Source organism: Nonomuraea sp. NPDC005730 (genome assembly GCF_040630865.1).
Classification (GTDB): domain Bacteria; phylum Actinomycetota; class Actinomycetes; order Streptosporangiales; family Streptosporangiaceae; genus Nonomuraea.
This window is the reverse complement of sequence record NZ_JBEXYK010000027.1, coordinates 64067-89544: the sequence shown is the minus strand read 5'-3', so window position 1 is coordinate 89544 and position 25478 is coordinate 64067. Positions and strand designations below refer to the sequence as shown.

Here is a 25478-nt window from a genome sequence, read left to right as displayed (position 1 = left end):
CTGAGGGGTGACGGGGATGACGGGATCGGCGGTGGGCGTGCGGACGCAGGAGCGGATGCGGCAGCGGAACCTGAGCGAGGTGCTGCGGCGCGTCCACAACGACGGGGCGGTGTCACGGGCCGCGCTCGGCCGCCGGATGGGGCTCAACCGCAGCACCATCATGGACCTGACCGCCGAACTCGCCGCCGCCGGGCTGGTCCGCGAGGGCGTGCCCGCCGGGCGGGGCCGGGCGGGGCGGCCGTCCATCGTCGTCATGCCCGAGCAGGGGACGGTGTACGGGCTCGCGTTCGACGTCGCCGTGGACCGGCTGATCGCGGCCCGTGTCGGGCTGGGCGGCCGGGTCCTCGACCGCAGGGAGGGCGTCCGCGCCCGCGCGGGGGTCGACCTGGAGGACGTCGTCGGGGTCCTGGCCGCCTTCGGCCGCGAGCTGGTCGCCGGGGCCGGGCCGGGCTCGTTGTGCGTGGGGGTCGGCGCCTCGTACTGCGGGTTGATCAGGCGGGCCGACGGCACCGTGCGGTACGGGCCGCACCTCGGCTGGGTGGACCAGGCGTTCGGCGCGGAACTCGGCGCCGGGCTCGGCCTCGGGCTGCCCGTCGAGGTGGGCAACGAGGCGCACCTGGGTGCGATCGCCGAGCACGTGCGCGGCGCGGGACGAGACGCCGACAACCTCGTCTACCTGCACGGGGACGTCGGCGTCGGCGGCGGGATCATCGTCGGCGGCGAACTCCTGGACGGCGACACGGGCTACGGCTGCGAACTCGGGCACATGCTGGTCAACCCGTTCGACGGGCGGCCCTGCCTGTGCGGGTCGCGCGGCTGCCTGGAGGCCGAGGTGGGGGAGGAGGCGCTGCTCGACTACGCGGGACGGTCCGGCGACCTCGTCGGCCGCGACGGCATCCGGTCCGTCGTGGCCCTCGCCGGGGCCGGTGACGCCAGGGCGCGGGACGCCCTCGACCGCGTCGGCGACTGGCTCGGCGTCGGCGTCGTCAACCTCATCAACCTGTTCAACCCGGCGCTCGTGGTCTTCGGCGGGATGTTGCGCGATGTCTACCCGGGCGCCGAGTCACGCGTGCGTGCCCGGATCGACGCGCATGTGCTGCCGGTGTCGCGGGAACGGGTCCGCCTGGCCGTGACGGCCCTGGGCGACGACACCACGCTCGCCGGAGCCGCCGAACTCGCCTTCGCCGGCCTCCTGGACAACCCCCTCACCACCCTGGCCGCCCTTCGCTGAGACGGCCTGCCGGCTCCGGAAGAACCGGCCGGGCAGCGACTCCTTTCCGCGGCGAGTGGTGTCTGACCATTCGAGAGGGACCCACGAAAGGAGCCGACATGCGAGGGACCCCGTCGTCCTGGGGGACCGGCAACCCGGATCATGACCGGCGCACGGCCGGGGACCTGCTGGCGTCGGCCCGCGCCGGGGACGGGGAGGCGTTCCGCGGCCTGGTCGAGCCGTACCGTCATGAGCTCCAGGTGCACTGCTACCGCATCCTCGGCTCCGTGCACGACGCCGAGGATCTGCTGCAGGAGACACTGCTGGCGGCCTGGCGCGGGATCGGCGGCTTCGAGGAGCGTGCGTCGTTACGCACGTGGCTCTACCGGATCGCCACCAACCGTTGCCTCAACGCACTGCGTGCCGGCGCCCGCCGTCCGCACGAGCACGCGGCCTACCGAGCGGAGATCCCGATGCCCGAGCCGTCGCGTCGCCGCGAGGAACCGAGCTGGCTGGAGCCGTACCCCGACGCGCTGCTCGCCGAGATCCCCGACGACGTGCCGGGGCCGGAAGCCCGGTACGAGGCCAGGGAGTCGGTGTCGCTGGCCTTCCTCGCGGCGCTGCAACGACTGCCGCCCAGGCAGCGTGCCGTGCTGGTGCTGCGGGACGTCCTGGGATTCCGGGCCGCCGAGGTGGCGACCGTCCTCGGCGCGACCGGGAACGCCGTGACCACGGCGCTGAGACGCGCACGGGCCGCGCTGGCACGCGATCTTCCCGGTCCCGGCCGGGAGAGTGCTCCGCTGCCGGACTCACCGCGGGAACGCCGGATCGCGGCCGACTTCAGCCGCGCGTTCGAGGCCGGGGACGTCGCCGCGATCGTGGCCGTCCTGACGGACGACGCGTGGCTGACCATGCCGCCGCTGCCGCTCGAATACCAGGGCCCGGACGCGATCGGGCACTTCCTGACCACGGTCGCGCTGCGTGACGGGCGCCGGTACGTGCTGGTCCCGACGCGGGCGAACGGCCAGCCGGCCTTCGGCTGCTACCTGCGCGACCCGCGGACGCCGATCCTGCACGCACACGGGTTGCTCGTCCTGACCCTGACCGGGGAGCGCGTCTCCGCGCTGACCCGGTTCCACGACAACTCCCTCCTGCCGGGGTTCGGGCTCCCGCGCTCGCTGCGGCCCTGATCGCCCGTGCGGGAGAAGACACGCGTAGAAGGAGAACGATGAGCACCGACGAGGGAAGGATGACGTCCGGCCAGGCATGGGTGCTGGCGCTCGCGTCACTGGCGTCGTTCATGATGGCCCTGGACAGCCTGGTCGTCACGACGGCGCTGAGCACGATCCGGCGCGACCTGACGGCCTCGATCGAAGCACTTGAGTGGACCGTCAACGCCTACAACTTGACGTTCGCGGTGCTGCTGCTGACCGGGGCGGCGCTGGGTGACCGGTTCGGCCGCCGCCGGATGTTCACGGCCGGGCTGGCGGTCTTCACGGTCGCGTCGGCCGCCTGCGCGTCCTCCCCGGACATCGGCACGCTGATCGTGTCGCGGGCGTTGCAGGGCGCCGGTGCCGCGATGGTGCTGCCGCTGTCGCTCACTCTCATCAGCACGGCGTTCCCGCCGCACCAGCGGGGCCGGGCGATGGGGCTGTACCTGGGCATCACCGGGCTGGCGACGTTCACCGGCCCGTTCGTCGGCGGCGCCGTCGCCGAGGGGCTGGCCTGGCAGTGGATCTTCTGGCTGAACCTGCCGATCGGCCTGGTCGCGATCCTGCTCACGGCGCGGCGCGTCGGCGAGAGCCATGGCCCTGGCAACCGGTTCGACCTGGGCGGGGTCGTGCTCGTGACCGCGGGCGCGCTGGGCCTCGTCTGGGGTCTGGTCCGCGGGAACGCGGCGGGCTGGGGCAGTGTGGAGGTGCTGGGCGCGCTGGTGCTCGGCGTCGCTCTGGTGACCGCCTTCGTGCTCTGGGAGCGACGTGCGAAGGCGCCGATGCTCCCCATGCGGTTCTTCCGGTCGAGGGTGTTCGCCACCGCCAACCCGGCGAACTTCCTCGTGTTCGCCTCGCTGTACGGCACGATGTTCTTCCTCGCCCAGTACTTCCAGGTCGTGCGCGGTGACGGGCCGCTCATGGCCGGCCTGCGGCTGATGCCGTGGACAGGGACGTTGATGGTGTGCGCGCCGATCGCCGGCCGGTTGGTCGACAGAGTCGGCGAGCGGACGTTCGTCGCGGGCGGACTGCTGCTCCAGACCGTCGGCATGGGCTGGATCGCCCTGGTCGCCGGCCCCGGCACCGGCTATCTCGAACTGCTGCCCGCGCTGGTCATCGGGTCGGCCGGGGTCACCATGGCCATGCCGGCGGCGCAGAAGGCGGTGGTCGGCGCCGTGCGGCCGCAGGAGATCGGCCAGGCGTCCGGCGTCTTCATGATGTTGCGCATCTTCGGCGGGGTGTTCGGCGTCGCGGTCACGGTCGCGGTGTTCGGCGCCGCCGGGGGCTACGCGTCCGCCGAGGAGTTCAGTGCGGGTTTTGCGGCGGGCATGGGCGCGGTCGCCGTGTTCGCGTTCGTCGGCGTGCTGGTCGCGCTCGGCATGCCGGGCGGACGACGGACCTCCGTGACCGCGCCTCCGCAGGCGAGCGCCGCCTCGCCGCGGACCGGAACCCCGACGACGCGCTCATGACCCGGTAGGCGCACGCGCCCCCGGTTCGTTTCGCGGGCCCGGGGGCGCGTGCGTCTCACGGGGTCACGCGTAGAGGAAGTAGTAGCTGTACTTGCTCTCCCACTGGCATGAATAGTCGTCCCACCAGTTCTGGTCGATGCCCTTGGTGCCGATCCGCTCGCACTCCGCGTGCTCCTTGAAGACGCCGGCCAGTTTCTCGGCGTTCGCCGGGGCGGCGCCGATCGTCAGCGACACTCCAAGGACCATGACGGCCGAGACGAGAACAGCGCGTGCCTTTCGCATTCGTCCTCCTGCGACTGGGGAGATCATGTCGGTGGACATTATCACTCACGGCACCGGCGGGATTGTCGCGGCGGAATCGGCGGCCGCCAGGTCATGAAACTTTCATCGGCGTGAAAGACGCCGTCGGGGTGTATCCGACCGCCTGTGCATGCCATGGATGATCTGGGGCCGTCTCCGTGCCTTACGCCCCCAAAGTACGATTTATGCCGCTTTCCCGTTTTACTGGAAACGAAACTACGAAAACTTTGACCATCGTCGCGTAGGTGTCATATCGTCTCCCCGCCCATATCGATGTGAGCCGCGACACTCGAACAGGACGTTGTTCTCACAGGCGCTACAGGTCGGCGTGCTCATCACGGCCGCCCTGCCATCGAACGAGACACGGACGGCCACCCGGGGAAGCGGCGACCATCCGACCAACCGGAGTCGCACCATGCAAGCTCGAATCCGCACGGCCGCCGTCGGCTTGGCGATGACCGTGCTGGCCGCCGTCGGTGTGCCGGCGGCCTTCGCGCCGCCGGCACACGCGACGCAGACGATCACCGACATCGCCTACGCGCCCGCACAACCGGCCGGCAGCAGAGGGCATCTGCTGGATCTCCACCTGCCCGCCACCGGCATCACGCCCCGCCCCCTGATCATCTGGCACACCGGCTCGGCGTGGAGCAGCGACGACGGCAAGGCCGGCGCGGACGCCATCGCCGCGATCTTCAATCCCCTGGGCTTCGCCGTGGCCGGCGTCAGCGTCCGCTCCAGCGCCCAGGCGATCTTCCCGGCCCAGGTGCACGACATCAAGGCGGCGATCCGCTGGCTGCGCGCGAACGCCGCCACGTACCAGCTCGACCCCAACCGATTCGCGATCATGGGCGACTCCTCGGGCGGCTGGCTGACGGAGATGGCCACACTGTCCGGCGGCGTGTCGGCGCTGGAGGGCACCCTCGGCACGACCGGCGTCTCCAGCGCCGTGCAGACCGGGCTCGCCTTCTACAGCCCGACCGACTTCCTGCAGATGAACGCCCAGAACCTGCCGACCGGCGGCCTGGACCACAACTCGCCGGCCTCGCCGGAGTCCCTCCTGGTCGGCTGTCCCATCCAGACCTGCCCGGCCACGGTGGCCCAGGCCAACCCGATGACGTACGTCGACGGCAACGACCCGCCGCTGATGTTCCTGCACGGCCAGGCCGACTTCCTGGTGCCGCACGGGCAGAGCGTCCTGCTCTACAACAAGATCAAGGCCCAGTGCGGGTCCGCCACCTTCGTCTCGGTGCCCGGCGCCGACCACATGATGCCCCAGATCATGGACCCCGCCCATTACGGCACGCAGACCGTCCGCACCACCAAGAACTGCGGCGAGACCGTCGGCACCGGCACCCTGGACCCCACCTGGCCCAACTTCACGACCTTCCTGCGCGGCGGGCTCAAGATGGGCACCTCCTGCGAGGTCACCTACGCCACCGAGGTCTGGAGCGGCGCGTTCAACGGCCATCTGACCATCAGGAACACCGGCACGACCCCCATCTACGGCTGGACCGCCACGTGGGCCTGGTCGGGCAACCAGCAGATCACCTACGCCTGGGACACCGCGGTGACCCAGACCGGCACGCAGGTGACCGCCCGCGACGCCGGCACCAACTCCTACATCGGCCCGGGCTCCAGCCAGAGCCTGGGCTTCTCGGCGACCGTCACCGGGACGAACGACATTCCCGCCCAGTTCAAGCTCAACAACCTCGTCTGCACGAGAGTGCCCTGAGACGACGCGCGCCGGGACGGAACCGAATGGCGACGGCCCGGCGCGGTTCTCCCCGCCGCCGGATCCCAGAATTTTATTCGGCAATCCGGGCGGATTCCCGAATGTTATTCGGCGAATCCTCGGCGGTGAGCTGAATAGCGGCTTTCCCTTATTGCGACACGTTCCGTCGAACGTCGGTCACGGAAGGTCGCGGACCGCGATATTGCTTTATTCGGCGGGCCGCCCCTATCCTTACCCGGGACGGCCCGCCGGCTCATTTCACGTCGTTTCTCCCGACCGGCCGGGGGCCACATGACTCCTGGCCTGAAATAAATCGGATAAGCGCTTTTCCCTGTCGAAGGCCGTTGTCCGGGATTCGTCGATGAGTTAGGAGGCGTGTGCGTACACCCAACATGTTCGTCAGGAGCCTGGGCGTTTACGTGCCTGACAGCGTGAGCGTCGAGCAGGCCGTCCGCGAGGGCTGGTACCCGGCCGCGGACGCCGAGAAGTTCCGGCAGATCGGCGCGGCGGTGGCCGGCGACATGCCGGCGCCGGAGATGGCGCGGCTCGCGGTCCTGGACGCGTACGAGCGGTGGGGCGAGTCCTCCCCGCGCGATCTCGACCTGCTGCTCTACCCGTCGGTCTGGCACCAGGGCCCCAACGGCTGGCAGCCCCAGCACTACCTGCAGATGCACCTCCTCGGCGGCGGCGTGCCGGCGTTCGAGATCCGCAGCGGCTGCGTGGGGATGATCAGCTCCCTGGAGCTGGCGGCGAGCTACCTCCAGGCCACCGCGGACCGGGAGACGGCCATGGTGGTCTCCTCCGACAACCACGGCACGCCGCTGGTGGACCGCTGGCGGATGACGCCCGGGGCGCTGATCGGCGACGCCGCGGCCGCGCTCGTCCTCGGCAAGGACTACGGCATGGCCGAGCTGCTGTCGGTGAACATGACGGTGATCCCGGAGGCCGACGCGGTCAACGACGGCGCCTACCCGCTCTTCCCCCCGGACGCCACCGTCGGCAGGGGGCTGAGCTTCGGGGACCGGCACGAGGAGTTCCGCCAGCGGCTGCTCAAGGCGCAGGGCACCGGCATCCACCTGACGATCCAGAAGACGATGATGCAGCAGGTCGAGCAGACCCTGGACGAGGCCGGCATCGGCTTCGCCGACATCACCCGGGTGGCGTTCCCGCACGGCCGCCGCGAGGACCTGGACGGGCAGATGTCCTGGCTGGGCATCGACGAGGACCAGACGACCTGGGACTACGGCCGGCGCGTCGGCCACTGCGGCGCGGTCGACCAGTTCATCGCCTTCGAGCACCTGATCGCGACCGGCGGGCTCGTGCCCGGCGACCACCTGCTCATGGTCGGCTTCGGCTCCGGCACGTCGGTCGCCGCGGCGGCGTTCCGCGTCCTGTCCACCGCTCCCGTCACGAGAGGGGCACAGGCGTGAGCGACGACATCACGCGGCGGCTGGTCGACTTCATCCAGGACAACCTCGTCCTGGACGGCGACGACGTCAAGGTCGACGAGACCACCCCGCTCCTCGTGTCGGGCCTCCTGGACTCCCTGCGCACGGCGCGGCTGGTGAACTTCCTCCGCAAGGACGTCGGCGTCCGGATCACCGCCGCCATGCTCGACCCCGAGAACTTCAGGGACGTCGCGACCATCGTGACGATGGTCAGACAACTCCAATCCGCATAGCCGGGACGAGGACAGAAGTCATGCGGTACGCGGACACCTACATCAGCGGCGTCGGAACCTACCTGCCCCGGACCGTCGTCAGCGTCGGGAAGGCCGTCGCCAAGGGCTGGTACCCGGCGGAGGAAGCGGAGCTGCACAACCTGGCCGGGACGGTGGTCGCCGGCGACGTGCCGGCCCCGGAGATGGCCCTGCACGCGGCGCGCAGCGCGATCAAGCGCAGCGGCCGGGCGCCGGACGACCTCGATCTGCTCCTGTACGCCTCGACCTGGCACCAGGGCCCGGACGGCTGGCCTCCGCACTCCTACCTGCAACGTCATCTCGTCGGCGGGGACGTCCTGGCCACCGAGATCCGGCAGGGCTGCAACGGGATGTTCATCGCCCTGGAACTGGCGGCCGGTCACCTGGCCGCCGCTCCCGCCAGGCAGGCCGCCCTGCTGGTCGCCGCCGACAACTACGGCACCCCGCTGATGGACCGGTGGCGGATGGGCCCCGGCTACATCGGCGGGGACGCCGCCGCCGCGCTCGTCCTCACCAAGGACCACGGATTCGCCCGCCTGGCGTCGGTCTGCACGACGACGGTGGCCGAGGCCGAGGAACTGCACCGGGGCAGCGAACCGCTGTTCCCGCCGGGCGTCACGGTCGGGCGCCGGATGAGCTTCGCGGCCCGCAACGAGCAGTTCCGGCAGCAGGTCATGCCCAAGGGCGAGACCACCGCGGCGTTGTTCAACATCCAGCGGGCGCTGGTGGAGATCGTCGAGCGCGTGCTGGACGAGAGCGGGATCGAGGCCCGCGACCTCACCCGGGTGGCGTTCATGAACTACTCCGAGGAGATCGTCGAACAGCGGTGCATGGCCGTGGTCGACCTGCCCATGTCCCGCTCCACCTGGGACTACGGCCGCACCATCGGCCACTGCGGGGCCGGCGACCAGGTTCTCTCCCTCGACCACCTGCTCGCGACCGGGCAGCTGGGCCCCGGCGACCACCTGCTCATGCTCGGCACCGGGCCCGGGGTGACCGTCTCCGGCGCCGTGCTCGAAATCCTCGAAACTCCTCATTGGGCCTGACATCGAAGGGAAACGAACGCAGATGGTCGACACTCCGCGCGGAGCCCGGGTGGAACCAGTCGCGGTGGTCGGGATCGGATGCCGTCTTCCCGGCGACGTCCACTCACCGGACGAGTTCTGGGACCTGCTGTGCGCCGGCCGCAACACGACCGGGCCGCTGCCCGCCGAACGCTGGCGCCGGTACGAGACCCGGAGCCCCGAAGACGCCGCCGCGCTGCGCGACGCCGTACGGCACGGCAGTTTCCTGAGCGACATCGAAGGCTTCGACGCGGAGTTCTTCGGCCTGTCGCCCCGCGAGGCCGAGCTGATGGACCCGCAGCAGCGGATCCTGATGGAGACCGCGTGGGAGGCCCTGGAGCACGCCGGCCTGCCGCCGCACGAGCTGGCCGGGACCGACGCCGGGGTGTTCGTCGGCGTCTGCACGGCCGACTACGGCGGCCGGCTGCTGGAGGACCTGCCCCGGATCGAGGCCTGGACCGGGATCGGCGCCGCGACCTGCGCCGTGGCCAACCGCATCTCCTACTCCCTCGACCTGCGCGGCCCCAGCATGGCGATCGACACCGCCTGCTCGGCGTCGCTGGTCGCGCTGCACCTGGCCGCGCAGAGCCTGCGGCTCGGCGAGAGCGACGTCGCCCTCGCCGGCGGCGTCAACCTGCTGGTCACCCCCGGCCAGACCCTCACGCTCGGCACCGCCGGAGCCCTGGCGCCCGACGGCCGGTCGAAGTCGTTCGACGCGGCGGCCGACGGGTACGGCCGCGGCGAGGGATGCGGCGTGGTCGTGCTCAAGCGCCTGTCCGACGCGCAGCGCGACGGCGACCGCGTGCTCGCGCTGGTCATCGGCAGCGCCGTGAACCAGGACGGGCACACCAACGGCATCATGGCGCCGTGCGGCGAGGCCCAGGAACACGTGATGGCGCGGGCCTGCAGGCAGGCGGGCGTCGCGCCGTCCACCGTCGACTACGTCGAGGCGCACGGCACCGGGACCCGGCTGGGCGACCCGCTGGAGGCGGGCGCGCTGTCCTCGGTGTACGGCGCGGGGCGGCCCTCCGGAGACCCGTGCCTGATCGGCTCGGTCAAGTCCAACATCGGCCACCTCGAAGGCGCCGCCGGCATCGCCGGCGTCATCAAGGCGGTGCTCGCCCTCGACCGCGGGGAGATCCCGCCGAGCGTGCTGTCCGCCCTCAACCCGGCCGTCCCGTGGGAGTCCTCGGGCCTGCGGGTGGTGACGCGGCCGTCGGCCTGGCCGGAGCGCGACCACCCGCGCCGGGCGGGGGTCTCCAGCTTCGGGTACGGGGGCACGGTCGCGCACATCGTGCTCGAACAGGCCCCTCCGGCCCGGCACGCGCCCGCGGAAGAGGAGAGGCCCCCTCGGGCGGAGCGGCTGTTCCCGCTGTCGGCCGCGTCGGAGCAGGCCCTTCGGCAGTACGCGGGCCGGCTCGCCGATCACCTCGGGACGGGCGTCGACCCGGCGTCGGCGGGGCACACGCTGGCGCTGCGGCGCACCCATCTGGCCCGTCGCGCCGTCGTGATCGGGACGGACTGCGACGAGCTGGCGGCCCACCTGCGCAGGCTCGCCGAGGACGTGTCGGCCGAGGCGGTCCTCACCGGCGACGTGCTGCCCGAGCTCGGCCCCGGGCCGGTCTGGGTCTTCTCGGGGCAGGGCTGCCAGTGGCGCGGGATGGGACGGGAGCTGCTCGCCGTGCCGGACTTCGCGTCCCTGGTCGACGAGGTGGAGCCGATCTTCGCCGCGGAGATCGGCTTCTCGCCGCGGCAGGTCCTGGCCGACGGCGAGCTCGACACGATCGACCGCGTGCAGACCATGATCTTCGTGATGCAGCTGGGCCTCGCCCGGCTCTGGAACGCGTACGGGGTCGCTCCGCGGGCCGTCATCGGCCACTCCGTCGGCGAGATCGCGGCGGCGGTGACGGCCGGCGCGATGACCGTCGCCGACGGCGCCCGCCTGATCTGCCGCCGCTCGCGGCTGCTGCGGCAGGCCGAGGGCAAGGGGGCCATGGTGATGGTCGGCCTGTCCTTCGAGGAGGCGGCGGAGCGGCTGTCCGGCCGGACCGACCTGGTGGCCGCGATCTCGTCGTCGCCGGTCTCCACCGTGCTGTCCGGCGACGTCGCCGCGGTCGAGGCGGTGGTCGAGGACTGGCCGGCCGAGGGCATCGTGGTGCGGCGGGTGGCCTCGGACGTCGCCTTCCACAGCCCGCACATGGAAGCGCCGGCCGTCGAGCTGGCCGCCGCCACCGCCGACCTGTCGTTCGGCGCGCCCCGCATCCCCATGTACTCGACCGCGCTGGCCGACCCCCGGGCGACGCCCGTGCTGGACAGCGCGTACTGGGCGGCGAACCTCCGGGACCCCGTCCGGCTGACCGCGGCGACGACGGCCGCGGCCGAGGACGGCCACCGCGTGTTCCTGGAGATCTCCCCCCACCCGGTGGTCGCGCACTCCGTCACCGAGACGCTGTCGGAGAACGGGTTCGAGGACGTGTTCGTCGGCACCTCGCTGCGCCGGAACCAGCCGGAGCTGCCGGCCTTCCTCGCCGCGGTGGGCGCGGCGCACTGTCACGGCGTCGAGGTGGACTGGAACCGGCTGCAGCCGTACGGCGGCCTCACCGAGCTGCCGCCGTACGCCTGGCAGCACCGCCGCCACTGGCGCGAGGACTCCGGCGACGACGACAACCGCGGGCACGACGTGCGCTCCCACACCCTGCTCGGAGCCGGGACCAGCCTGGCGGGCAGCCGGACCCGCGTGTGGCGGACCAGCCTGGAGGACGCCAACCGGCCCTACCCGGGCAGCCACACCCTCAACGGGATCGAGATCGTGCCCGCCGCCGTGCTGGTCAACACGTTCCTGCACGCGGCCGAGGACGAGGACACCACGCTCACCGGCGTGGAGATGACGCATCCGCTGATGACCGCGGAACGCCGGCAGGTCCAGGTCGTGCACGAACCTCCGACGGTCCGGCTCGCGGCCCGTACGCCGGCCGGCCCCGGCGAGCCGGAACCGGCCTGGCTGGTGCACGTCACCGCGGACGTGGCCGCTCCCGGCCAGGTCAAGCCCGACGTGCTGCCGGACGCCGGCGCTCTGACCGCGATCGACCCCGGGTTCGTGCACCGGCGGCTGGCCGCCGTGGGCGTGCCCTCGACGGGCTTCGACTGGACGATCGAGACGCTGCTGGGCGGCGACGGCGCGCTGCGCGCCACCGTCCGCACCGGGGACGTCGAGAGCTGGGCCCCGGCGCTGGACGCGGCGATGTCCGTGGCGCCCTGCGTGTTCCCCGGCGATCCGGTGCTGCGCATGGTCGTGCACATCGACGAGGTCGTGCTGACCGGCGCCCCACCCGCGACGGTGGTCATCGACGCGGCCGTGGACCGGGCCGCCGCCGACACCGTGCGGGCGCTCCTGGCCGACCTGGACGGCCGGGTGGTGGGACACCTCACGGGGCTGCGCTACCCGGTGATCGACGCGCCCGTCCCGGCCGAGGAGGAGCTGCGCGGGCCCGCGGGGTCGTTCGCCGGCCTGACGGCGGAGGACCTGCGCGACCGCGTCCTGCCCGAGGTGCGGGCGGAGATCGCGGCCGTGATGCGGCTGGCCCCCGAGGACCTGGCGGTCCGCCGTCCCCTGGTCGAGCAGGGGCTGGACTCGGTGATGACGGTCATGGTCCGGCGGCGTCTGGACAAGCGCTTCGGCTGCCGTCTTCCCGCGACCCTGCTGTGGCAGCAGCCCACCATCTCCGCGATCGCGGACCGGCTGGTGGAGCTGCTCGCGGCGGTCAGGCCGGACGCGGCGGCGGAGGCCGTACCGGAGGGCATGCCCGCGATCGGAGGGTGAGAGCGCCGCGGGCGGCCCGGAGAAGGATCTCCCCGGGCCGCCCGCGGCGTTCCGTCAGGAGCCCGCCGGTCGGCCGAGCCGGCGGAGCTGGTGGTCGAGGACCGCGGTCGCCTCCGCGATGTCCAGGTCCCCGACCAGCACCCCGTCGGCCAGCCCGCGCGCGAGCCCGAGCAGCACGTGCGCCTCGGCGCCCGCCTCGACGCCGGGGTCCGCGGCGGTGGCGGCCACGAGCGCGGCGATCTCGCGGTGCACCGCGTCGCCGCCCGCGCGGTACAGCTCGCGTACGTCGGGATCGGCGACGGCCCTGGCCAGGAACGCGTGTCCGGCGAGCAGCAGCACGGGAGCGCGCGAGCCCAGCTCGACGACGGCGAGCAGCGTGCGCCGCAGCGTGTCGGCCGGCCCGGCGGCCTCCCGCAGCGCCGCGCGGACATGGCCTTCGATCTCCTGCCTGAGCAGCTGCGCGCTCGCGCGCAGCAGGTCGGCCTTCGCCCCGAAATAGTGCTGCACCAGCCCCTTGGAGACGCCGGCCTCCTGGGCGACCCCTCCGATGCTCACACCGGCCAGGCCGTCACGAGCGCACAGCCTGAGCGCGGCATGGGCGATCTCGGCCCGCCGCGCCGCGTGGTCCACCTGTTTCGGCACGGCCCCCCTTTCGTTGCGATACGAGTGTATCGTGACGTTGTTGCGATACGATCGTATCGCGAACGGCGAACGAAGGATCCCGCACGTGAACGACCTTGTCGAACCCAACATCGGAGCCGCGTTCCGCGCGCGGCGGCTCGGCCACTTCCGCGACGCGCCCGCCTTCGCGCGCTACCGCGGCGCCTACGACGACGCCATGGCCCGCCTGCCCGAACCCGGCCAGACCCACGACGTGGTGACCGGCTTCGGATCCGTCCGGGTCTACCGATTCGGCGACGGCGACGGCGTGCCGCTGCTCGTGCTGCCGGGGCGCACCTCGGCCACCCCGATGTGGGAGGCGAACCTGGCCGGTCTCGTCGCCCGGCGGCCGGTCTACACCGTCGACCTGCTCGGCGAGCCCGGCCTGTCGGTGCAGACCCGGGCGTTCACCGGCGCGGACGACCAAGTGGCCTGGCTGGCCGAACTGCTGGACCGGCTCGGCCTCGACCGGGTGCACCTCCTCGGGGTGTCCATCGGCGGGTGGAGCGCCTTCCATCTGGCCCTGCGGGTGCCGGAGCGGATCGCCTCGGTGAGCGTGCTCGATCCCGCCAACCTCTTCGGCCGGATCACCTGGAAGGTCGTCGTCTTCTCGCTGGGCTCGGTGGTGCCGTTCTTCCCCGAGTCGTGGCGCCGGAAGCTGCTGAGCTGGATCTCCGGCGGGGCCGACGCCTCCGACGACGAACCCGTCGCCAACCTGATCTCGGCCGGGATGCGGGACTTCACCGCCTTCCTGCCGCCGCCCACGTACCCCACGGACGACCAGGTGGCCGGGCTCGGCGTGCCGGTGCTCGCCCTGATCGCCGGGCGCAGCATCATCCACAACCCGCGCAAGGCCGCCCTGCGCGCCCGCCGGCTGCTCGCCCGGGGCGTCGTCGAGTTGTGGCCGGACGCCTCCCACGCCCTCAACGGCGAGTTCCCCGGCCGCGTCAACGCCCGGGTGCTCGCCTTCGTCGACGAGGTCGACCGCGCCGGCGACACGTCCTGACGCCGCGACCCGGCCCGCCGGGCGCCTCAGCCGGACTGCTCGCGTATCTCCCTGGTGGCCGAGCGGTAGGCGCGGGCGACGCCGGCGAGGATGCCCAGCATCAACGGCACCTGCTCCTGCGTGTACTGCCCGCGGATCCGCCCCAGGTGCCGCTCGGAGGTGACGCGGGTGGCGTGGTACTCGGCCATGCCACCTTCCAGCAGTTCCACCGTGACCATGCGCCGGTCGCGCTCGCCGCGTACCCGCCGCACGTAGCCGGCCTTCTCCAGGCGGTCGATGAGCCGGGTCGCGGACGCGGACGGAAGCCCCAGTTCCTCGGAGATCGCCCCCACGGGGAGGGGGCCGCGCATCTCCAGCAGGATGAGCGCGGCCACGTCCACATGGTGCACCCCGAGCCGATCGGCGATCGCCTCGATGTGCAGCATGACCGCGATCAGGAACTCGCGGTAGACGTCCTCTTCTGGGTGGTTGTCGGTCACTCGCCCCAATGTACTTCACAGCGATGTATCTTTGAATCGAAGTAACTTCGTTTTGGAGATAAAATGGACGTTGTTGTCATCGGCGCCGGAGTGGGCGGTCTGGCCGTCGCGCGCAGCCTGCTCGCCGCCGGGCACCAGGTGCGGATCTACGAACAGGCCCCCGCCATGCGGACGGGCGGCGCCGGGCTGAGCATCTTCAGCAACGGCGCCGCGGTGCTGCACGACCTCGGTGTCAGCCTCGACGGCGTCGGCGGCCGGTTCGACCGGATCGACGCGCTGACGGCGGACGGCCGGCTGCGGCTCACCTCCGACATGGCCCACGCGGCCACGCTCTACGGTTTCCCGAACAAGTCGATCTCCCGCCGCATCCTGCTGGAACGGCTGGCCGACGGGCTGCCTGACGACCTGATCCGCTACGGCACGGCCTGCCGGACCGTGACCCAGGACGGCGACCGGGTGACGGTGACCTTCGACGACGGCTCGACGGCCACCGGTGACCTGCTGATCGGCGCCGACGGCCACCACTCGGTCGTCCGGCGCGAGTTGTGGGGCGACGTCCCCATCCGGACGGCCACGTTCGGCACCTGGCAGGCACTGAGCCGGATCGACATCGACCTCGCCCGCACCCATCTGCACCTCATGATCACCGGGAAGGAGGGGGCGTGCGGGATCATCCCCGCCGGTGACGGCAAGCTCCAGTGGTGGTTCGACGTGCGCTGGGCCCCCGGCGAGCCGCGCCCGGCCGCGCCCCTCGCCGAGCTCCGGCGCCGCTTCGGCCACTGGGCGTCGCCCGTCCCCGAGCTGCTCGCCCAGGCGTCGGAGGCCGACCTCGACTTCTTCGGCCACCACTGGCAGAAGGTGCGCCGGGAGTGGGGCAAGGGCCGCGTCACCCTGATCGGCGACGCCGCCCACCTCATGCCGCCCACCCTCGGACAGGGCGCCAACCAGACCCTGGAGGACGTGTGGGTGCTCGGCCGCGAGCTGGCCAAGGGCGGTGACCCGGCGCAACGGCTGCGCGCCTACGAGCGGGCCCGCTACCCGCACGTTAACCTGGTGTCCAGGCTGGCCAGGCGCAGCCCCGCCAACTGGCGCATCCCCCCGTTCGTCGGCCGGATGGTCTCCGAGACGTCCCAGAGCGGGTTGCTCGCCCGCTTCAGCAACCGGCTCACCGCCGCCCTGTCCCACTGAGAGCGGGCGCGCCGGGTCGTGGGTTCCGGCGCCGGTGGTGGGCGTAGGTGACGGCGGCGAGCCCGGCCCCCCAGCCGCCTGCCCGGCTGGAGAAGTCCGGCGGAATCGGCTCGCCGCGCAGGGTCACCCAGGCGAGCTCGGGCTCGTCGGCCTGACCGAGGAGTGATCCCTCTCGGGAGGGAGGTGAGGTCCCGCATCCCACTCAAGAGCGAGACGGGACTTCGCCCGTCCCGGCGATGTCCGTAAGGCCGCGGAAAACCAGGATTGGGGAGGTCATCACCGCTAAGGAGCCAACGAGATGAACCCCCGTATCGCCTTCGTCGCCGCCCCCGTCCTCACCTTCACCTACGGCGTCATCCGCATCCTGGACGGCCTGGACGGCAGCCGCGGTCCCGGCCTCGCCTGGACGGCCGGGCACCTGGCCTTCATCGGCGCCCTGGCGTTCTTCGCCGTGACCTTCCACGAGATGCGCAGGCTGGCCGGTCGTGGCCGCCTGGCGACCGGGCTGGCCGTCGCCGGATATGTCGGCATCACTACGTTGATCGCCCAGTTCGCCATCGACATCGTCGTGGGGTTCCGCTCGGCCGACCACGCCGCGATGGGCGTGCTCTTCGACCAGGTCCAGTCGGTTCCCGGCGTGCAGCAGGCGGTCTACGACTTCGGGCCGATGTTGTTCTTCGTCGCCCAGATCGGCCTGGTTCTCCAGCTCGCGATCCAGCGCCGCGTCAAGGCGTGGACGCCCGTCCTGGTGGTCGCCGACGTCATGGTGCCGTTCGTGGAGAAGGACCTCATGCCGCTGGGCGCCGCCTGCCTGCTGGTCTCCTTCCTGGCGATGGCCCGGGTGTCGCGCGCGTCCCGTGCGGCCGACGGCCGGCACCGCGTGGCCGAGCCCGCCGTACCGGCCGCCGTGTGACGCCTGGGGTCGCGCCCGCCGGGCATATAGTTCAAGATCTGAAACAGTGTGGGCAGCGGGGGAGCCGTGGCGGAGCTGGAGATCGATTGGCCGGACCCCGAGGGCCAGGAGATCGTGGAACGCCTGTTCGCCGCGGACGCCGCCCTGCGGGCACACTTCGACGAGACGGCCGCCGCGGTCGGTCTCACCGTGCCACAGGCCCACACCCTGCTTCAGCTCGGACAACCGCTGCGCATGGGCCAGATGGCCGGCCAGCTGCACTGCGAGCCCTCCCACGTGACCGGAATCACGGTGGGCGAGGTCACGTCGCGTTCGGCGTAGCCGATCTCAGCCCGGGGGTAGTCGTCGCCGTTCTCCGGCCACAGCAGCGGCACCGCGTGGTATGTGCCGCCGCTGAGAAGGCGCGGTCGCGATCTAGGCGGGTGGCCCGGGGCATTGGTCCGGGGTCCCGCCGGCGGCGACCCGGTGCACCTTGACACTGGCCAACACGGTTCCGGACTTCACCAGGGCCTGAACCTCGCCGACCGTGAGTTGCGTGTCGTGGAAGCGTACGGCGCGCTCCAGCTTCACCGCGATCAACTCGATGCGGAAAACCTGTCCCACGCCGCCCTCGTTTTCCCCGCCGAAATACTGGGCGCCTTTCCAGGTGGCCAGCGCACTGGGATTCCGGTAACCGAAGACGACCTCGACGTATTTGGTGGGGTCGCCGTTGACGACATTCTGCTTCGCCAGGATCAAGGTGGTGCCGGGCGGCAGCGAGGCGGTGCCCGAGAAGTAGGAGCAATATTTCACGCCCGCACCGTCGGCCGGCGAAGTGATGGCTCCGGTGGCTTTCACCGCGTCGCCGGTGGTGCGGCTCGGCGTGGGGCGCGTCGGCGCCGTACCGGTGCCGCCGGTGAGGGAGGGCGGGGCGGTCTGACCGGGGCTGCCGGTCCCGGGGGTACGCGTCAGCAGCCCCGGCAGGAACGCCCCGCCCGCGGCGACGACCAGGCTCGCCGCGGCCACCACGAAGGGTGGCCATCGCCGGCGTGGCCGCGTCGGGGAAGTCGGGTGGCTGACCGGCTCGCCGTCGACCGGTGCACCGCCGTCCGGCTCGCCGGAGTCGCCGGCCGCCGGCTCGGCACCGGTGAGAACGGCCGCCTCCAGCAGGCCGCGGCTCCAGCTTCGCAGGTCGGCCGGGCGGCGGGACGCGTCGCCGTCCAGAGCGGTCAGGATGTGCGACGTGAGGCGTCCGGGATCGGTCACGCCGGCCCCCTCGGCCACGGCCTCCAGCTCCCGCTCGATGTGCGCCAAGGCGCCGGCGGCGTCAGCGACCGGCGGGTCCTGGCCCGTGAGGCAGAAACAGGCGAGTGCGCCGAGCGAGTAGACGTCCGCCGCCACGGCCCGGGGCAGCCGCGGTGCGGCCAGGACCTCGGGCGCGGTGTAGGCGGGCGTGTGCCATCCGGCGAGGTCGTGCCCGTCGTCGATGAGCCGCAGGGTGCTCACGTCGATGAGCACCAGGCCGCGTTCCGGGTGCACGATGCAGTTGGTGGGCTTCACGTCCCGGTGCAGGCTCGGGTTCCCGCCGGAGCGCGTCACGGAGGCGAGGCCGGCAAGTGCCTCGCCGGCCTCGGCCACGTACTCCAGGCGCCGGCGGATCGTGTCGCCGCTCGCCGGGACGCCGGCCAGCAGCGCGTGCAGCGTCGGGCCCTCGACCCACTCCATGACCAGGTACGCCATCGACTCGGCCGAGGGGGCGTCCCCCCCTCGCGCGCTTCCGGCGGGGTGGGGAGCGGTGCCCAGGAACACCTCGTCGAGCCGGACCACATGGTCCAGCTTCAGGTGTCGCAGCAGTACGGCATGGTCGCGCCAGCGCTGCAGATCACGCGCTGAGGGCCAACCGGGCTCGGCGTCGCGTGGTGGGCTGAGCAGCTTGATCGCCAGCGGGAGTGGTGAGGTCAGCTCACCCTGATAGCGGGCCTTCCAGGTGATCCCCTCACCACCCGGAATTCCGTCGCCCAGCAACTCGTGCCGGTCGGGTGCTTCCGGCGGGCCGACGAACAACCCGTTGGGCTCGTCGGCCGGAACGCCGATGCTGCTCGGCGCGCCGCCTCGGATGCCGCCAAGGGGCGGGGGCCGCGGCGGATCCGGCGCGCCGCGGGTGACCGGCTCGTCGTCCGGCCGGGCGTGGTCAGGATCCATCGTTCTGGCCGGCCTCGGGTTCGGGCGGCAGGGCGTGCAGATCCTCCACCCTGACGACACCGGTGCGCACGGCCCAACGTGCCAGCGCCCACCGGAAGTCGTCGTGCGGGATCTCCTTGTCGTCCGTGGTCAGGCCCGGGATGCCGTGCCCGGACAGGCTCTCCCGCAGCGACTTGACGACATTGCGGATGTACTGGGGCTGTCGGCCCAGCCGCCTTCCCATCTGCGCGTACGTCGCCGGGACCGCCTGTGGTCCGGCCCTGGCCAGCAACGGCTCGCACAGTGCGGCGAGCACGAGCCGCTGCCCCCTGGTCAGCGCCATCGGCGAGGTGACGGTCCTGGGCGCGCGGCTCACCGCCGCGTCCCCGCGCCGGTCCGCGCCCGGCGTCAGCGAACGGGCGTCCACCCGCACAGTCACCGTCGAGCCGGTACGGCCGGTGAAGACGACGCTGAAGGTCGGGAACGGGAGTGACGTGACCGCCGCCCCCGGCTCGACCAGCCGGTCCTCACCGACCGGTGGCCGGACGACGAGCGGTTTGTGGTGTGAGTCATTGCGTATCAGGACGCAGTCGTTGAGGACGATCAGCGAACCCGCTCGCCGCGACAGGTGATCATCGTCCGGGAGACGCACATTGCATGCCCGGCTCCGGCCCAACGTCAGCAACTGTCCGCGAGATATTCGCCATTGTTCGCCGTTGAACGTCACGAGTACGGGCTCGGCCGGCGCCGGTGACTCGCCGGTCTGCGCATTCTCCATGTTGCAGGGCCGCCTTTCGGCGATTGATCGCCAATCCTGTCGACCACCGGCCATCCAGAGAATAGCGCCCGGTATACGCCGCCGAGTTGCGGAACAACGAAAAAACTTCCACGCGGAAGCCGGCCGGGATTCGGCTGGGCTGCGCGATAAATTCCGGTCGGCATCACGTGGCAGGCCTCCCTGCCGGACGGGTGCGGGGCCGCACCCGCGGCCAACAGTCCGCCCGGCGATGCCACGAACGTGATCCGGTCCGCCGCATGGAGCCCCTGGCCACGCTGCCAGGGGCTCTTGACCAGCCCCGGGCAGGATGCTCACCGTCCGGGCGTGGCGGCGGGGAGGGTGAGGATCATGGTGAGACCGCCTCCGGGGGTCTCGTCGGGCACGAGTGTGCCGCCCATGGCCTCGGCGAGTCCGCGGGACAGGGCGAGCCCCAGCCCGACGCCGGAGTGGTTGTCGCGGTCGCCGAGCCGCTGGAACGGCTGGAAGACGCGGTCGTGCGCCTCCGGCGGGATGCCGGGGCCACGATCCATCACCCGGATCTCGACGTGGTCGCCGTGCCCGCTCGCGGTGATCAGCACGGTCCGGCCGGGCGGGCTGAAGCGCACGGCGTTGGACATGAGGTTGACCAGGACGCGTTCCAGCAGCGCGGGATCGGCCAGCACGTCGGGCAGCTCGACGGAGACGTCGCCTTCGACGCGGTCCCGCAGCGGGCCGAGGTCGTCGATGGCGCGCGGCACGATCTCCTCGATCGCCAGCGGCTGCGCGCTCACCCCGAGCACGCCCGCCTGCAGGCGGCTCATGTCCAGCAGGTTCGCCACCAGCCGGTCCAGCTTGTCCAGCGACTCCTTGGCGGTGGCGAGCAGCTCGGACCGGTCCCGCTGCGACCAGGTGACCTCGGTGCTGCCCAGGCTCTCGACGGCGGCCTTGGCGGAGGCGAGCGGCGTGCGCAGGTCGTGGCTGACGGCGGCCAGCAGCGCGGTGCGCATGCGGTCGGCCTCGGCGAGCGGGCGGGCGCGTTCGGCCTCCTGCTGCAGGCGTTCCTGGCGCAGCGCGACGGCGGTCTCGGCGGCGAACGCCTCCAGCACCGTGCGGTCGGCGGCCTCCAGCGGCTCGCCCCTGGCGGCCAGGACCAGTTCCTCGTCGATGACGACGTCGGTGTCGGACCGTCCTGGGCAGGTGGCGGGTGCGCCGCCGGAGGTGGCCACGATCCGCCAGGCGTCCGGGTCGGACTGCTGGTCGGGCACGCGCGCGGCCTCGGGCCGCCGTTCCAGCAGGGTGACGGAGGTCAGGCCGAAGGTCTCGCGCATACGTTCCAGCAGCGAGGACACCGCGGCCTCGCCGCGCAGCACGTGGCCGGCCATGGTGGACAGCAGCTCGGCGTCGGCGCCGGCCCGCGCGGCCTCTCTCGTCCGGCGGGCGGCGATGTCCACGATCGTGCTCACCGCCGCCGCCACCAGCACGAACACGACCAGCGCGAACAGGTTCTCCGGGGCGGCGATGGTGAACTCGCCGACCGGTGCGGTGAAGAACCAGTTGAGCAGCAGCGAACCGCCGACGGCCGCGGTGATGGCCGGCCACATGCCGCCCACCAGGGCCACCCCGACGGTCAGGCACAGGAAGAACAGGATCTCGCTGGGCAGCGACAACATGTCGCGGAACGGCGCCAGCGCGGCCGTCAGCAGCGGCATCCCGGCCACCGCCAGCGCCCAGCCGCTCGCCCGCCGGGTGCGGGTGAGCGCGGCCCGCGTGCGGGCGGGCCGGCGGCGTCCCTGCTCGGCCTCCTCGTGCGTGATCATGTGGACGTCGATCGAGCCGGACCGGGCGGTGGTCTCCACGCCGACGCCCCGGGAGAGGACCTGCGCGAACCGCCCCCTGCGCGAGGCGCCGAGGACGAGCTGGGTGGCGTTGACGCCGCGCGCGAAGTCGAGCAGCGCCCGCGGGACGTCGTCGCCGACGACCTGGTGGTAGGTGCCGCCCATGTCCTCCACCAGCGTGCGCTGGCGGGCCAGGCTGGCCGGGTCGGCGCCGGCCAGCCCGTCGGCGCTGGTGACGTGCACCGCCAGCAGGTCGGCGCCCTTGGTGCGGGCGGCGATGCGGGCGGCCCGCCGGACCAGTGTGTCGCCCTCCGGTCCGCCGGTCAGGGCGACCACCACCCGCTCGCGGGTCTCCCAGGTGGTGGCGATGCCGTGGTCGGCGCGGTAGCGGTCGAGCTGGTCGTCCACCTTGCCGGCCACCCACAGCAGCGCGAGTTCGCGCAGTGCGGTGAGGTTGCCGACGCGGAAGTAGTTGGACATGGCGGCGCTGACCTTCTCCGGCGCGTACACGTTGCCGTGTGCCATGCGGCGGCGCAGCGCCTCCGGTGACATGTCCACCAGCTCGATCTGGTCGGCGCGGCGCACGACCTCGTCGGGCACGGTCTCGCGCTGCGGCACGCCGGTGATCTCCTGGACGACGTCGTTGACCGACTCCAGGTGCTGGACGTTCACCGTGGAGACGACGTCGATGCCGGCGTCCAGGATCTCGTCGACGTCCTGCCAGCGCTTGACGTTCTTCGAGCCGGGCACGTTGGTGTGGGCCAGCTCGTCGATCAGCGCCACCTTCGGCCGGCGCGCGATGACGGCGTCCACGTCGAGCTCGGTGAAGGTGGCCCCGCGGTGGACGACGGTCCTGCGCGGGATGATCTCCAGGCCCTCCAGGAGGGCGGCGGTGCGGGGACGGCCGTGGGTCTCGACCAGGCCCACGACCACGTCCCGGCCGCGTTCCCGCGCGCGGCGGCCCTCGCCGAGCATCGCGTACGTCTTGCCGACCCCGGGCGCCGCCCCGAGGTAGACCCGAAGGCGGCCCCTGCTCATGAGCGGTCGAGCGCCAGGTTGAGTTCGAGCACGTTGACGGCCGGTTCGCCCATGAAGCCGACGGCGCGGCCGGTGGTGTGCTCCTTGATGAGCTGCTCGACCCTGGCCTGGCCGAGGCCGCGTTCCCTGGCCACCCGCGGCGCCTGGAGCTCGGCGTAGGCCACGGAGATGTGCGGGTCGAGCCCGGAGCCACTGGCAGTGACCGCGTCGGCCGGGACCTTCGCCTCGGCCTCCCCCCGGACCGGGACCGTGCGCCCGGCCGCGTAGTTCTCACCCGGCTCGGCACACTCCACCCGCCTGCCCTGATAGGTCGCGACGAACGGAGTGGCCGGGCACGCCTGGTTGACGCTGACGGCCCGGTCGGGGAAGACCTTGAGCACCGCGCCGACCCCGTCCGGGGTGCAGTACGGGCGGGCGCCGCTGACGCCCTCCAACTCGCCGGCCGCCTTGGAGCGGGCGCAGACCTGGGTGAGCAGCGACTGCCGGCCCTCCTCACCCGCGCCCGGCAGCGTGTCCACGACGTCCTCGGGCCCCAGGTTGCTCGCGCCGGACGAGGTCGGGTCGTAGCCGTCGCCCGCCGCCGACGGACGGGACTGGAAGTACGTCCTGATCGGCTCGCCGTCGGCGTCGGTGAAGGACTGGCCGATGAGCGCGCTTCCCACGGCCCTGCCGTCCTTCTCCACGATCGAGCCGTTGGCGTGCCCGTTGAACAGGGCCTGGGCGACCCCGGTGGTGACCAGCGGGTAGATGATGCCGAGCAGCGCGGTCAGGACGGCGACGGCGCGCAGGGCGGCGAGGTGCCGGCGGAGCCGGCTTGGCAGGCGTTCCATTTATGACATCCCCGGAAGGAACTGGATCAGCAGGTCGATGATCTTGATGCCGATGAAGGGGGCGACGATGCCGCCCAGGCCGTAGACGTACAGGTTGCGCGAGAGCAGCTTGGACGCGCTGGACGGCCGGTACCGGACGCCTCTGAGCGCCAGCGGGATCAGCGCGACGATGACCAGCGCGTTGAAGATCACCGCGGCCAGGATCGCGGACTGGGGGCTGGCCAGGCGCATGACGTTGAGCGCGTCCAGGCCGGGGTAGACGGCCGCGAACATGGCCGGGATGATCGCGAAGTACTTCGCGATGTCGTTGGCGATCGAGAACGTGGTCAGCGCGCCCCGCGTGATCAGCAACTGCTTGCCGATCTCCACGATCTCGATGAGCTTGGTCGGGTTGGAGTCCAGGTCGACCATGTTCCCGGCCTCCTTGGCGGCCGAGGTGCCGGTGTTCATGGCCACGCCGACGTCCGACTGGGCCAGGGCGGGGGCGTCGTTGGTGCCGTCGCCGGTCATCGCGACCAGCCGGCCGCCCTCCTGCTCCTTCCTGATCAGGGCGAGCTTGTCCTCGGGGGTGGCCTCGGCCAGGAAGTCGTCCACGCCGGCCTCGTCGGCGATGGCCTTGGCGGTGAGCGGGTTGTCGCCGGTGATCATGACGGTGCGGATGCCCATGCGGCGCATCTCGTCGAAACGTTCGCGCATGCCCTGCTTGACGACGTCCTTGAGGTGGATGACGCCGAGCACGCGGCCCCGCTCGGCCACGACCAGCGGGGTGCCGCCGGAGGCGGAGATGCCGTCCACGATGTGGCCGACGTCGTCGGTGGGGTGGCCGCCGTTGTCGCGCACCCACTTCATGACCGCGGTGGCCGCGCCCTTGCGGACCTCGCGGCCGTCCAGGTTGACGCCGGACATGCGGGTCTGGGCGGTGAACTGCACCCATTCGGCGCCGTGGATCTCGCGCTCGCGCAGGCCGTACCGCTCCTTGGCGAACACCACGACCGAGCGGCCCTCGGGGGTCTCGTCGGCGAGGCTGGAGAGCTGGGCGGCCTCGGCGAGCTCCCGCTCGCCGACCCCGTCCACAGGGACGAACTCGGCCGCCTGCCGGTTGCCCAGCGTGATCGTGCCGGTCTTGTCCAGCAGCAGCGTGGACACGTCACCGGCCGCCTCGACCGCGCGGCCGGACATGGCCAGGACGTTGCGCTGCACCAGACGGTCCATGCCGGCGATGCCGATGGCCGACAGCAGCGCCCCGATCGTGGTGGGGATCAGGCAGACCAGCAGCGAGACCAGGACGATGCCGGTGACGCCGTCCGCGTCGAGCGCGAGCGAGTCGGGGACGCCGGGGTTGATCTGCTTGGAGTGGACGGCCAGCGGCTGCATGGTGACGGTGGCGACCAGGAAGACGACCGTCAGGGCGGCCAGCAGGATGTTGAGCGCGATCTCGTTGGGCGTCTTCTGCCGGTCGGCGCCCTCGACCAGGGCGATCATGCGGTCGACGAAGCTCTCGCCGGGCTTCTGGGTGATCCTGACGACGATCCGGTCGGAGAGCACCTTCGTGCCGCCGGTCACCGCCGAGCGGTCGCCGCCCGACTCGCGGATGACGGGCGCGGACTCGCCGGTGATGGCCGACTCGTCCACCGAGGCGATGCCCTCGACCACGTCGCCGTCGCCGGGGATGACCTCGCCGGCCTCGACCACCACCAGGTCGCCCTGGCGCAGCTCGGGCGCGCCGACCGTGTCCCATCCGCCCTCGGCGTCGCCGCGCAGGCGGCGGGCCCGGGTGTCGGTCTTGGCCCTGCGCAGCGTCGCCGCCTGCGCCTTGCCGCGCCCTTCCGCGACGGCCTCGGCCAGGTTGGCGAAGATCACCGTCAGCCACAGCCACACGACGGTCGCCCAGGCGAAGAACGACGGCTCGACGATCGCCAGGACGGTGGTGAACACGGCGCCGACCTCGACGATCAGCATGACGGGATTGCGCCACAGCGTGGCCGGGTTCAGCTTTCTGACCGCGTCGGGGAGGGACCTGACGAGCTGCCGGGGATCCAGCAGGCCGCCGCCCACGCGGCCGTCCCGCCGCGCGGGGGAGGGTTTGTCCAGTACGGGGGTCGACATG

General features: G+C 72.2%; 20 protein-coding genes. 12 read left to right on the top strand and 8 right to left on the bottom strand.

Features of this window, described 5'->3' with window-relative positions:
- Positions 1–16 precede the first annotated feature (16 nt).
- The 3 genes from ABZ444_RS27850 (at position 17) to ABZ444_RS27840 (ending at position 3890) form a co-directional block, all read left to right on the top strand.
- A complete protein-coding gene (locus tag ABZ444_RS27850; protein WP_358002794.1) occupies positions 17–1231 on the top strand; it encodes an ROK family transcriptional regulator in 1215 nt (404 codons plus the stop codon).
- A gap of 98 nt (positions 1232–1329) precedes the next feature.
- Positions 1330–2400 carry a sigma-70 family RNA polymerase sigma factor gene (locus tag ABZ444_RS27845; protein ID WP_358002791.1) on the top strand — a complete coding sequence of 357 codons (1071 nt, stop codon included), beginning with the start codon at positions 1330–1332 and terminating at the stop codon, positions 2398–2400.
- Positions 2401–2438: 38 nt separating this feature from the next.
- Positions 2439–3890 carry an MFS transporter gene (locus tag ABZ444_RS27840; protein ID WP_358002788.1) on the top strand — a complete coding sequence of 484 codons (1452 nt, stop codon included), beginning with the start codon at positions 2439–2441 and terminating at the stop codon, positions 3888–3890.
- 63 nt (positions 3891–3953) lie between these two features.
- On the opposite strand, the gene ABZ444_RS27835 is transcribed toward ABZ444_RS27840, so the two are convergent.
- Positions 3954–4172: a hypothetical protein gene (locus ABZ444_RS27835; RefSeq protein WP_358002785.1), complete on the bottom strand. Its 219-nt coding sequence runs from the start codon at positions 4170–4172 to the stop codon at positions 3954–3956.
- A gap of 433 nt (positions 4173–4605) precedes the next feature.
- On the opposite strand from ABZ444_RS27835, the gene ABZ444_RS27830 reads away from it, so the two are divergent.
- From ABZ444_RS27830 to ABZ444_RS27810, 5 genes are all read left to right on the top strand, one after another.
- Positions 4606–5922 (top strand): cellulose binding domain-containing protein, encoded by a 1317-nt coding sequence (locus ABZ444_RS27830; protein ID WP_358002782.1) that lies wholly within the window; start codon positions 4606–4608, stop codon positions 5920–5922.
- 377 nt (positions 5923–6299) lie between these two features.
- Positions 6300–7352 carry a ketoacyl-ACP synthase III family protein gene (locus ABZ444_RS27825; protein WP_358002779.1) on the top strand — a complete coding sequence of 351 codons (1053 nt, stop codon included), beginning with the start codon at positions 6300–6302 and terminating at the stop codon, positions 7350–7352.
- Positions 7349–7603 (top strand): phosphopantetheine-binding protein, encoded by a 255-nt coding sequence (locus ABZ444_RS27820; RefSeq protein ID WP_358002776.1) that lies wholly within the window; start codon positions 7349–7351, stop codon positions 7601–7603. The genes ABZ444_RS27825 and ABZ444_RS27820 overlap by 4 nt, the downstream gene beginning before the upstream one ends.
- A 20-nt stretch (positions 7604–7623) precedes the next feature.
- Positions 7624–8667 (top strand): ketoacyl-ACP synthase III family protein, encoded by a 1044-nt coding sequence (locus ABZ444_RS27815; RefSeq protein ID WP_358002773.1) that lies wholly within the window; start codon positions 7624–7626, stop codon positions 8665–8667.
- 49 nt (positions 8668–8716) lie between these two features.
- Positions 8717–12505, top strand: coding sequence for a beta-ketoacyl synthase N-terminal-like domain-containing protein (locus ABZ444_RS27810; RefSeq protein ID WP_358002770.1), 3789 nt, complete (start codon positions 8717–8719; stop codon positions 12503–12505).
- A gap of 54 nt (positions 12506–12559) precedes the next feature.
- Here ABZ444_RS27810 and ABZ444_RS27805 read toward each other — a convergent pair whose 3' ends face one another.
- Entirely contained in the window at positions 12560–13147 is a 588-nt protein-coding gene (locus ABZ444_RS27805) for a TetR family transcriptional regulator (protein WP_358002767.1), read from the bottom strand.
- Positions 13148–13232: 85 nt separating this feature from the next.
- Here ABZ444_RS27805 and ABZ444_RS27800 point away from each other — a divergent pair, with 85 nt between their 5' ends.
- Entirely contained in the window at positions 13233–14171 is a 939-nt protein-coding gene (locus ABZ444_RS27800; RefSeq protein WP_358002764.1) for an alpha/beta fold hydrolase, read from the top strand.
- A 26-nt stretch (positions 14172–14197) separates the two neighbouring features.
- On the opposite strand, the gene ABZ444_RS27795 is transcribed toward ABZ444_RS27800, so the two are convergent.
- On the bottom strand, positions 14198–14650 hold the full coding sequence (locus tag ABZ444_RS27795) for a MarR family transcriptional regulator (protein WP_358002761.1): 453 nt from the start codon (positions 14648–14650) through the stop codon (positions 14198–14200).
- A gap of 63 nt (positions 14651–14713) precedes the next feature.
- Between ABZ444_RS27795 and ABZ444_RS27790 the strand changes: the two genes are divergently transcribed.
- From ABZ444_RS27790 to ABZ444_RS27780, 3 genes are all read left to right on the top strand, one after another.
- Positions 14714–15838 carry an FAD-dependent monooxygenase gene (locus ABZ444_RS27790; protein ID WP_358002758.1) on the top strand — a complete coding sequence of 375 codons (1125 nt, stop codon included), beginning with the start codon at positions 14714–14716 and terminating at the stop codon, positions 15836–15838.
- A gap of 298 nt (positions 15839–16136) precedes the next feature.
- A complete protein-coding gene (locus tag ABZ444_RS27785; RefSeq protein ID WP_358002755.1) occupies positions 16137–16751 on the top strand; it encodes a hypothetical protein in 615 nt (204 codons plus the stop codon).
- A gap of 66 nt (positions 16752–16817) precedes the next feature.
- A complete protein-coding gene (locus tag ABZ444_RS27780) occupies positions 16818–17072 on the top strand; it encodes a hypothetical protein (RefSeq protein WP_358002752.1) in 255 nt (84 codons plus the stop codon).
- Positions 17073–17165: 93 nt separating this feature from the next.
- On the opposite strand, the gene ABZ444_RS27775 is transcribed toward ABZ444_RS27780, so the two are convergent.
- The 5 genes from ABZ444_RS27775 to kdpB all read right to left on the bottom strand — a co-directional run bounded on the left by ABZ444_RS27775 (position 17166) and on the right by kdpB (position 25477).
- The gene (locus ABZ444_RS27775; protein ID WP_358002749.1) at positions 17166–18932 is read right to left on the bottom strand and encodes a hypothetical protein; all 1767 of its coding nucleotides are present in this window, start codon (positions 18930–18932) and stop codon (positions 17166–17168) included.
- Entirely contained in the window at positions 18922–19689 is a 768-nt protein-coding gene (locus tag ABZ444_RS27770; protein ID WP_358002746.1) for a hypothetical protein, read from the bottom strand. The genes ABZ444_RS27775 and ABZ444_RS27770 overlap by 11 nt, the downstream gene beginning before the upstream one ends.
- Positions 19690–20000: 311 nt before the next feature.
- Positions 20001–22541: an ATP-binding protein gene (locus ABZ444_RS27765; protein ID WP_358002743.1), complete on the bottom strand. Its 2541-nt coding sequence runs from the start codon at positions 22539–22541 to the stop codon at positions 20001–20003.
- Positions 22538–23371, bottom strand: a complete 834-nt coding sequence (locus tag ABZ444_RS27760) for a potassium-transporting ATPase subunit C (RefSeq protein ID WP_358002740.1) — start codon at positions 23369–23371, stop codon at positions 22538–22540. The genes ABZ444_RS27765 and ABZ444_RS27760 overlap by 4 nt, the downstream gene beginning before the upstream one ends.
- A complete protein-coding gene (gene kdpB / locus ABZ444_RS27755) occupies positions 23372–25477 on the bottom strand; it encodes a potassium-transporting ATPase subunit KdpB (protein ID WP_358002737.1) in 2106 nt (701 codons plus the stop codon).
- Position 25478 lies beyond the last annotated feature (1 nt).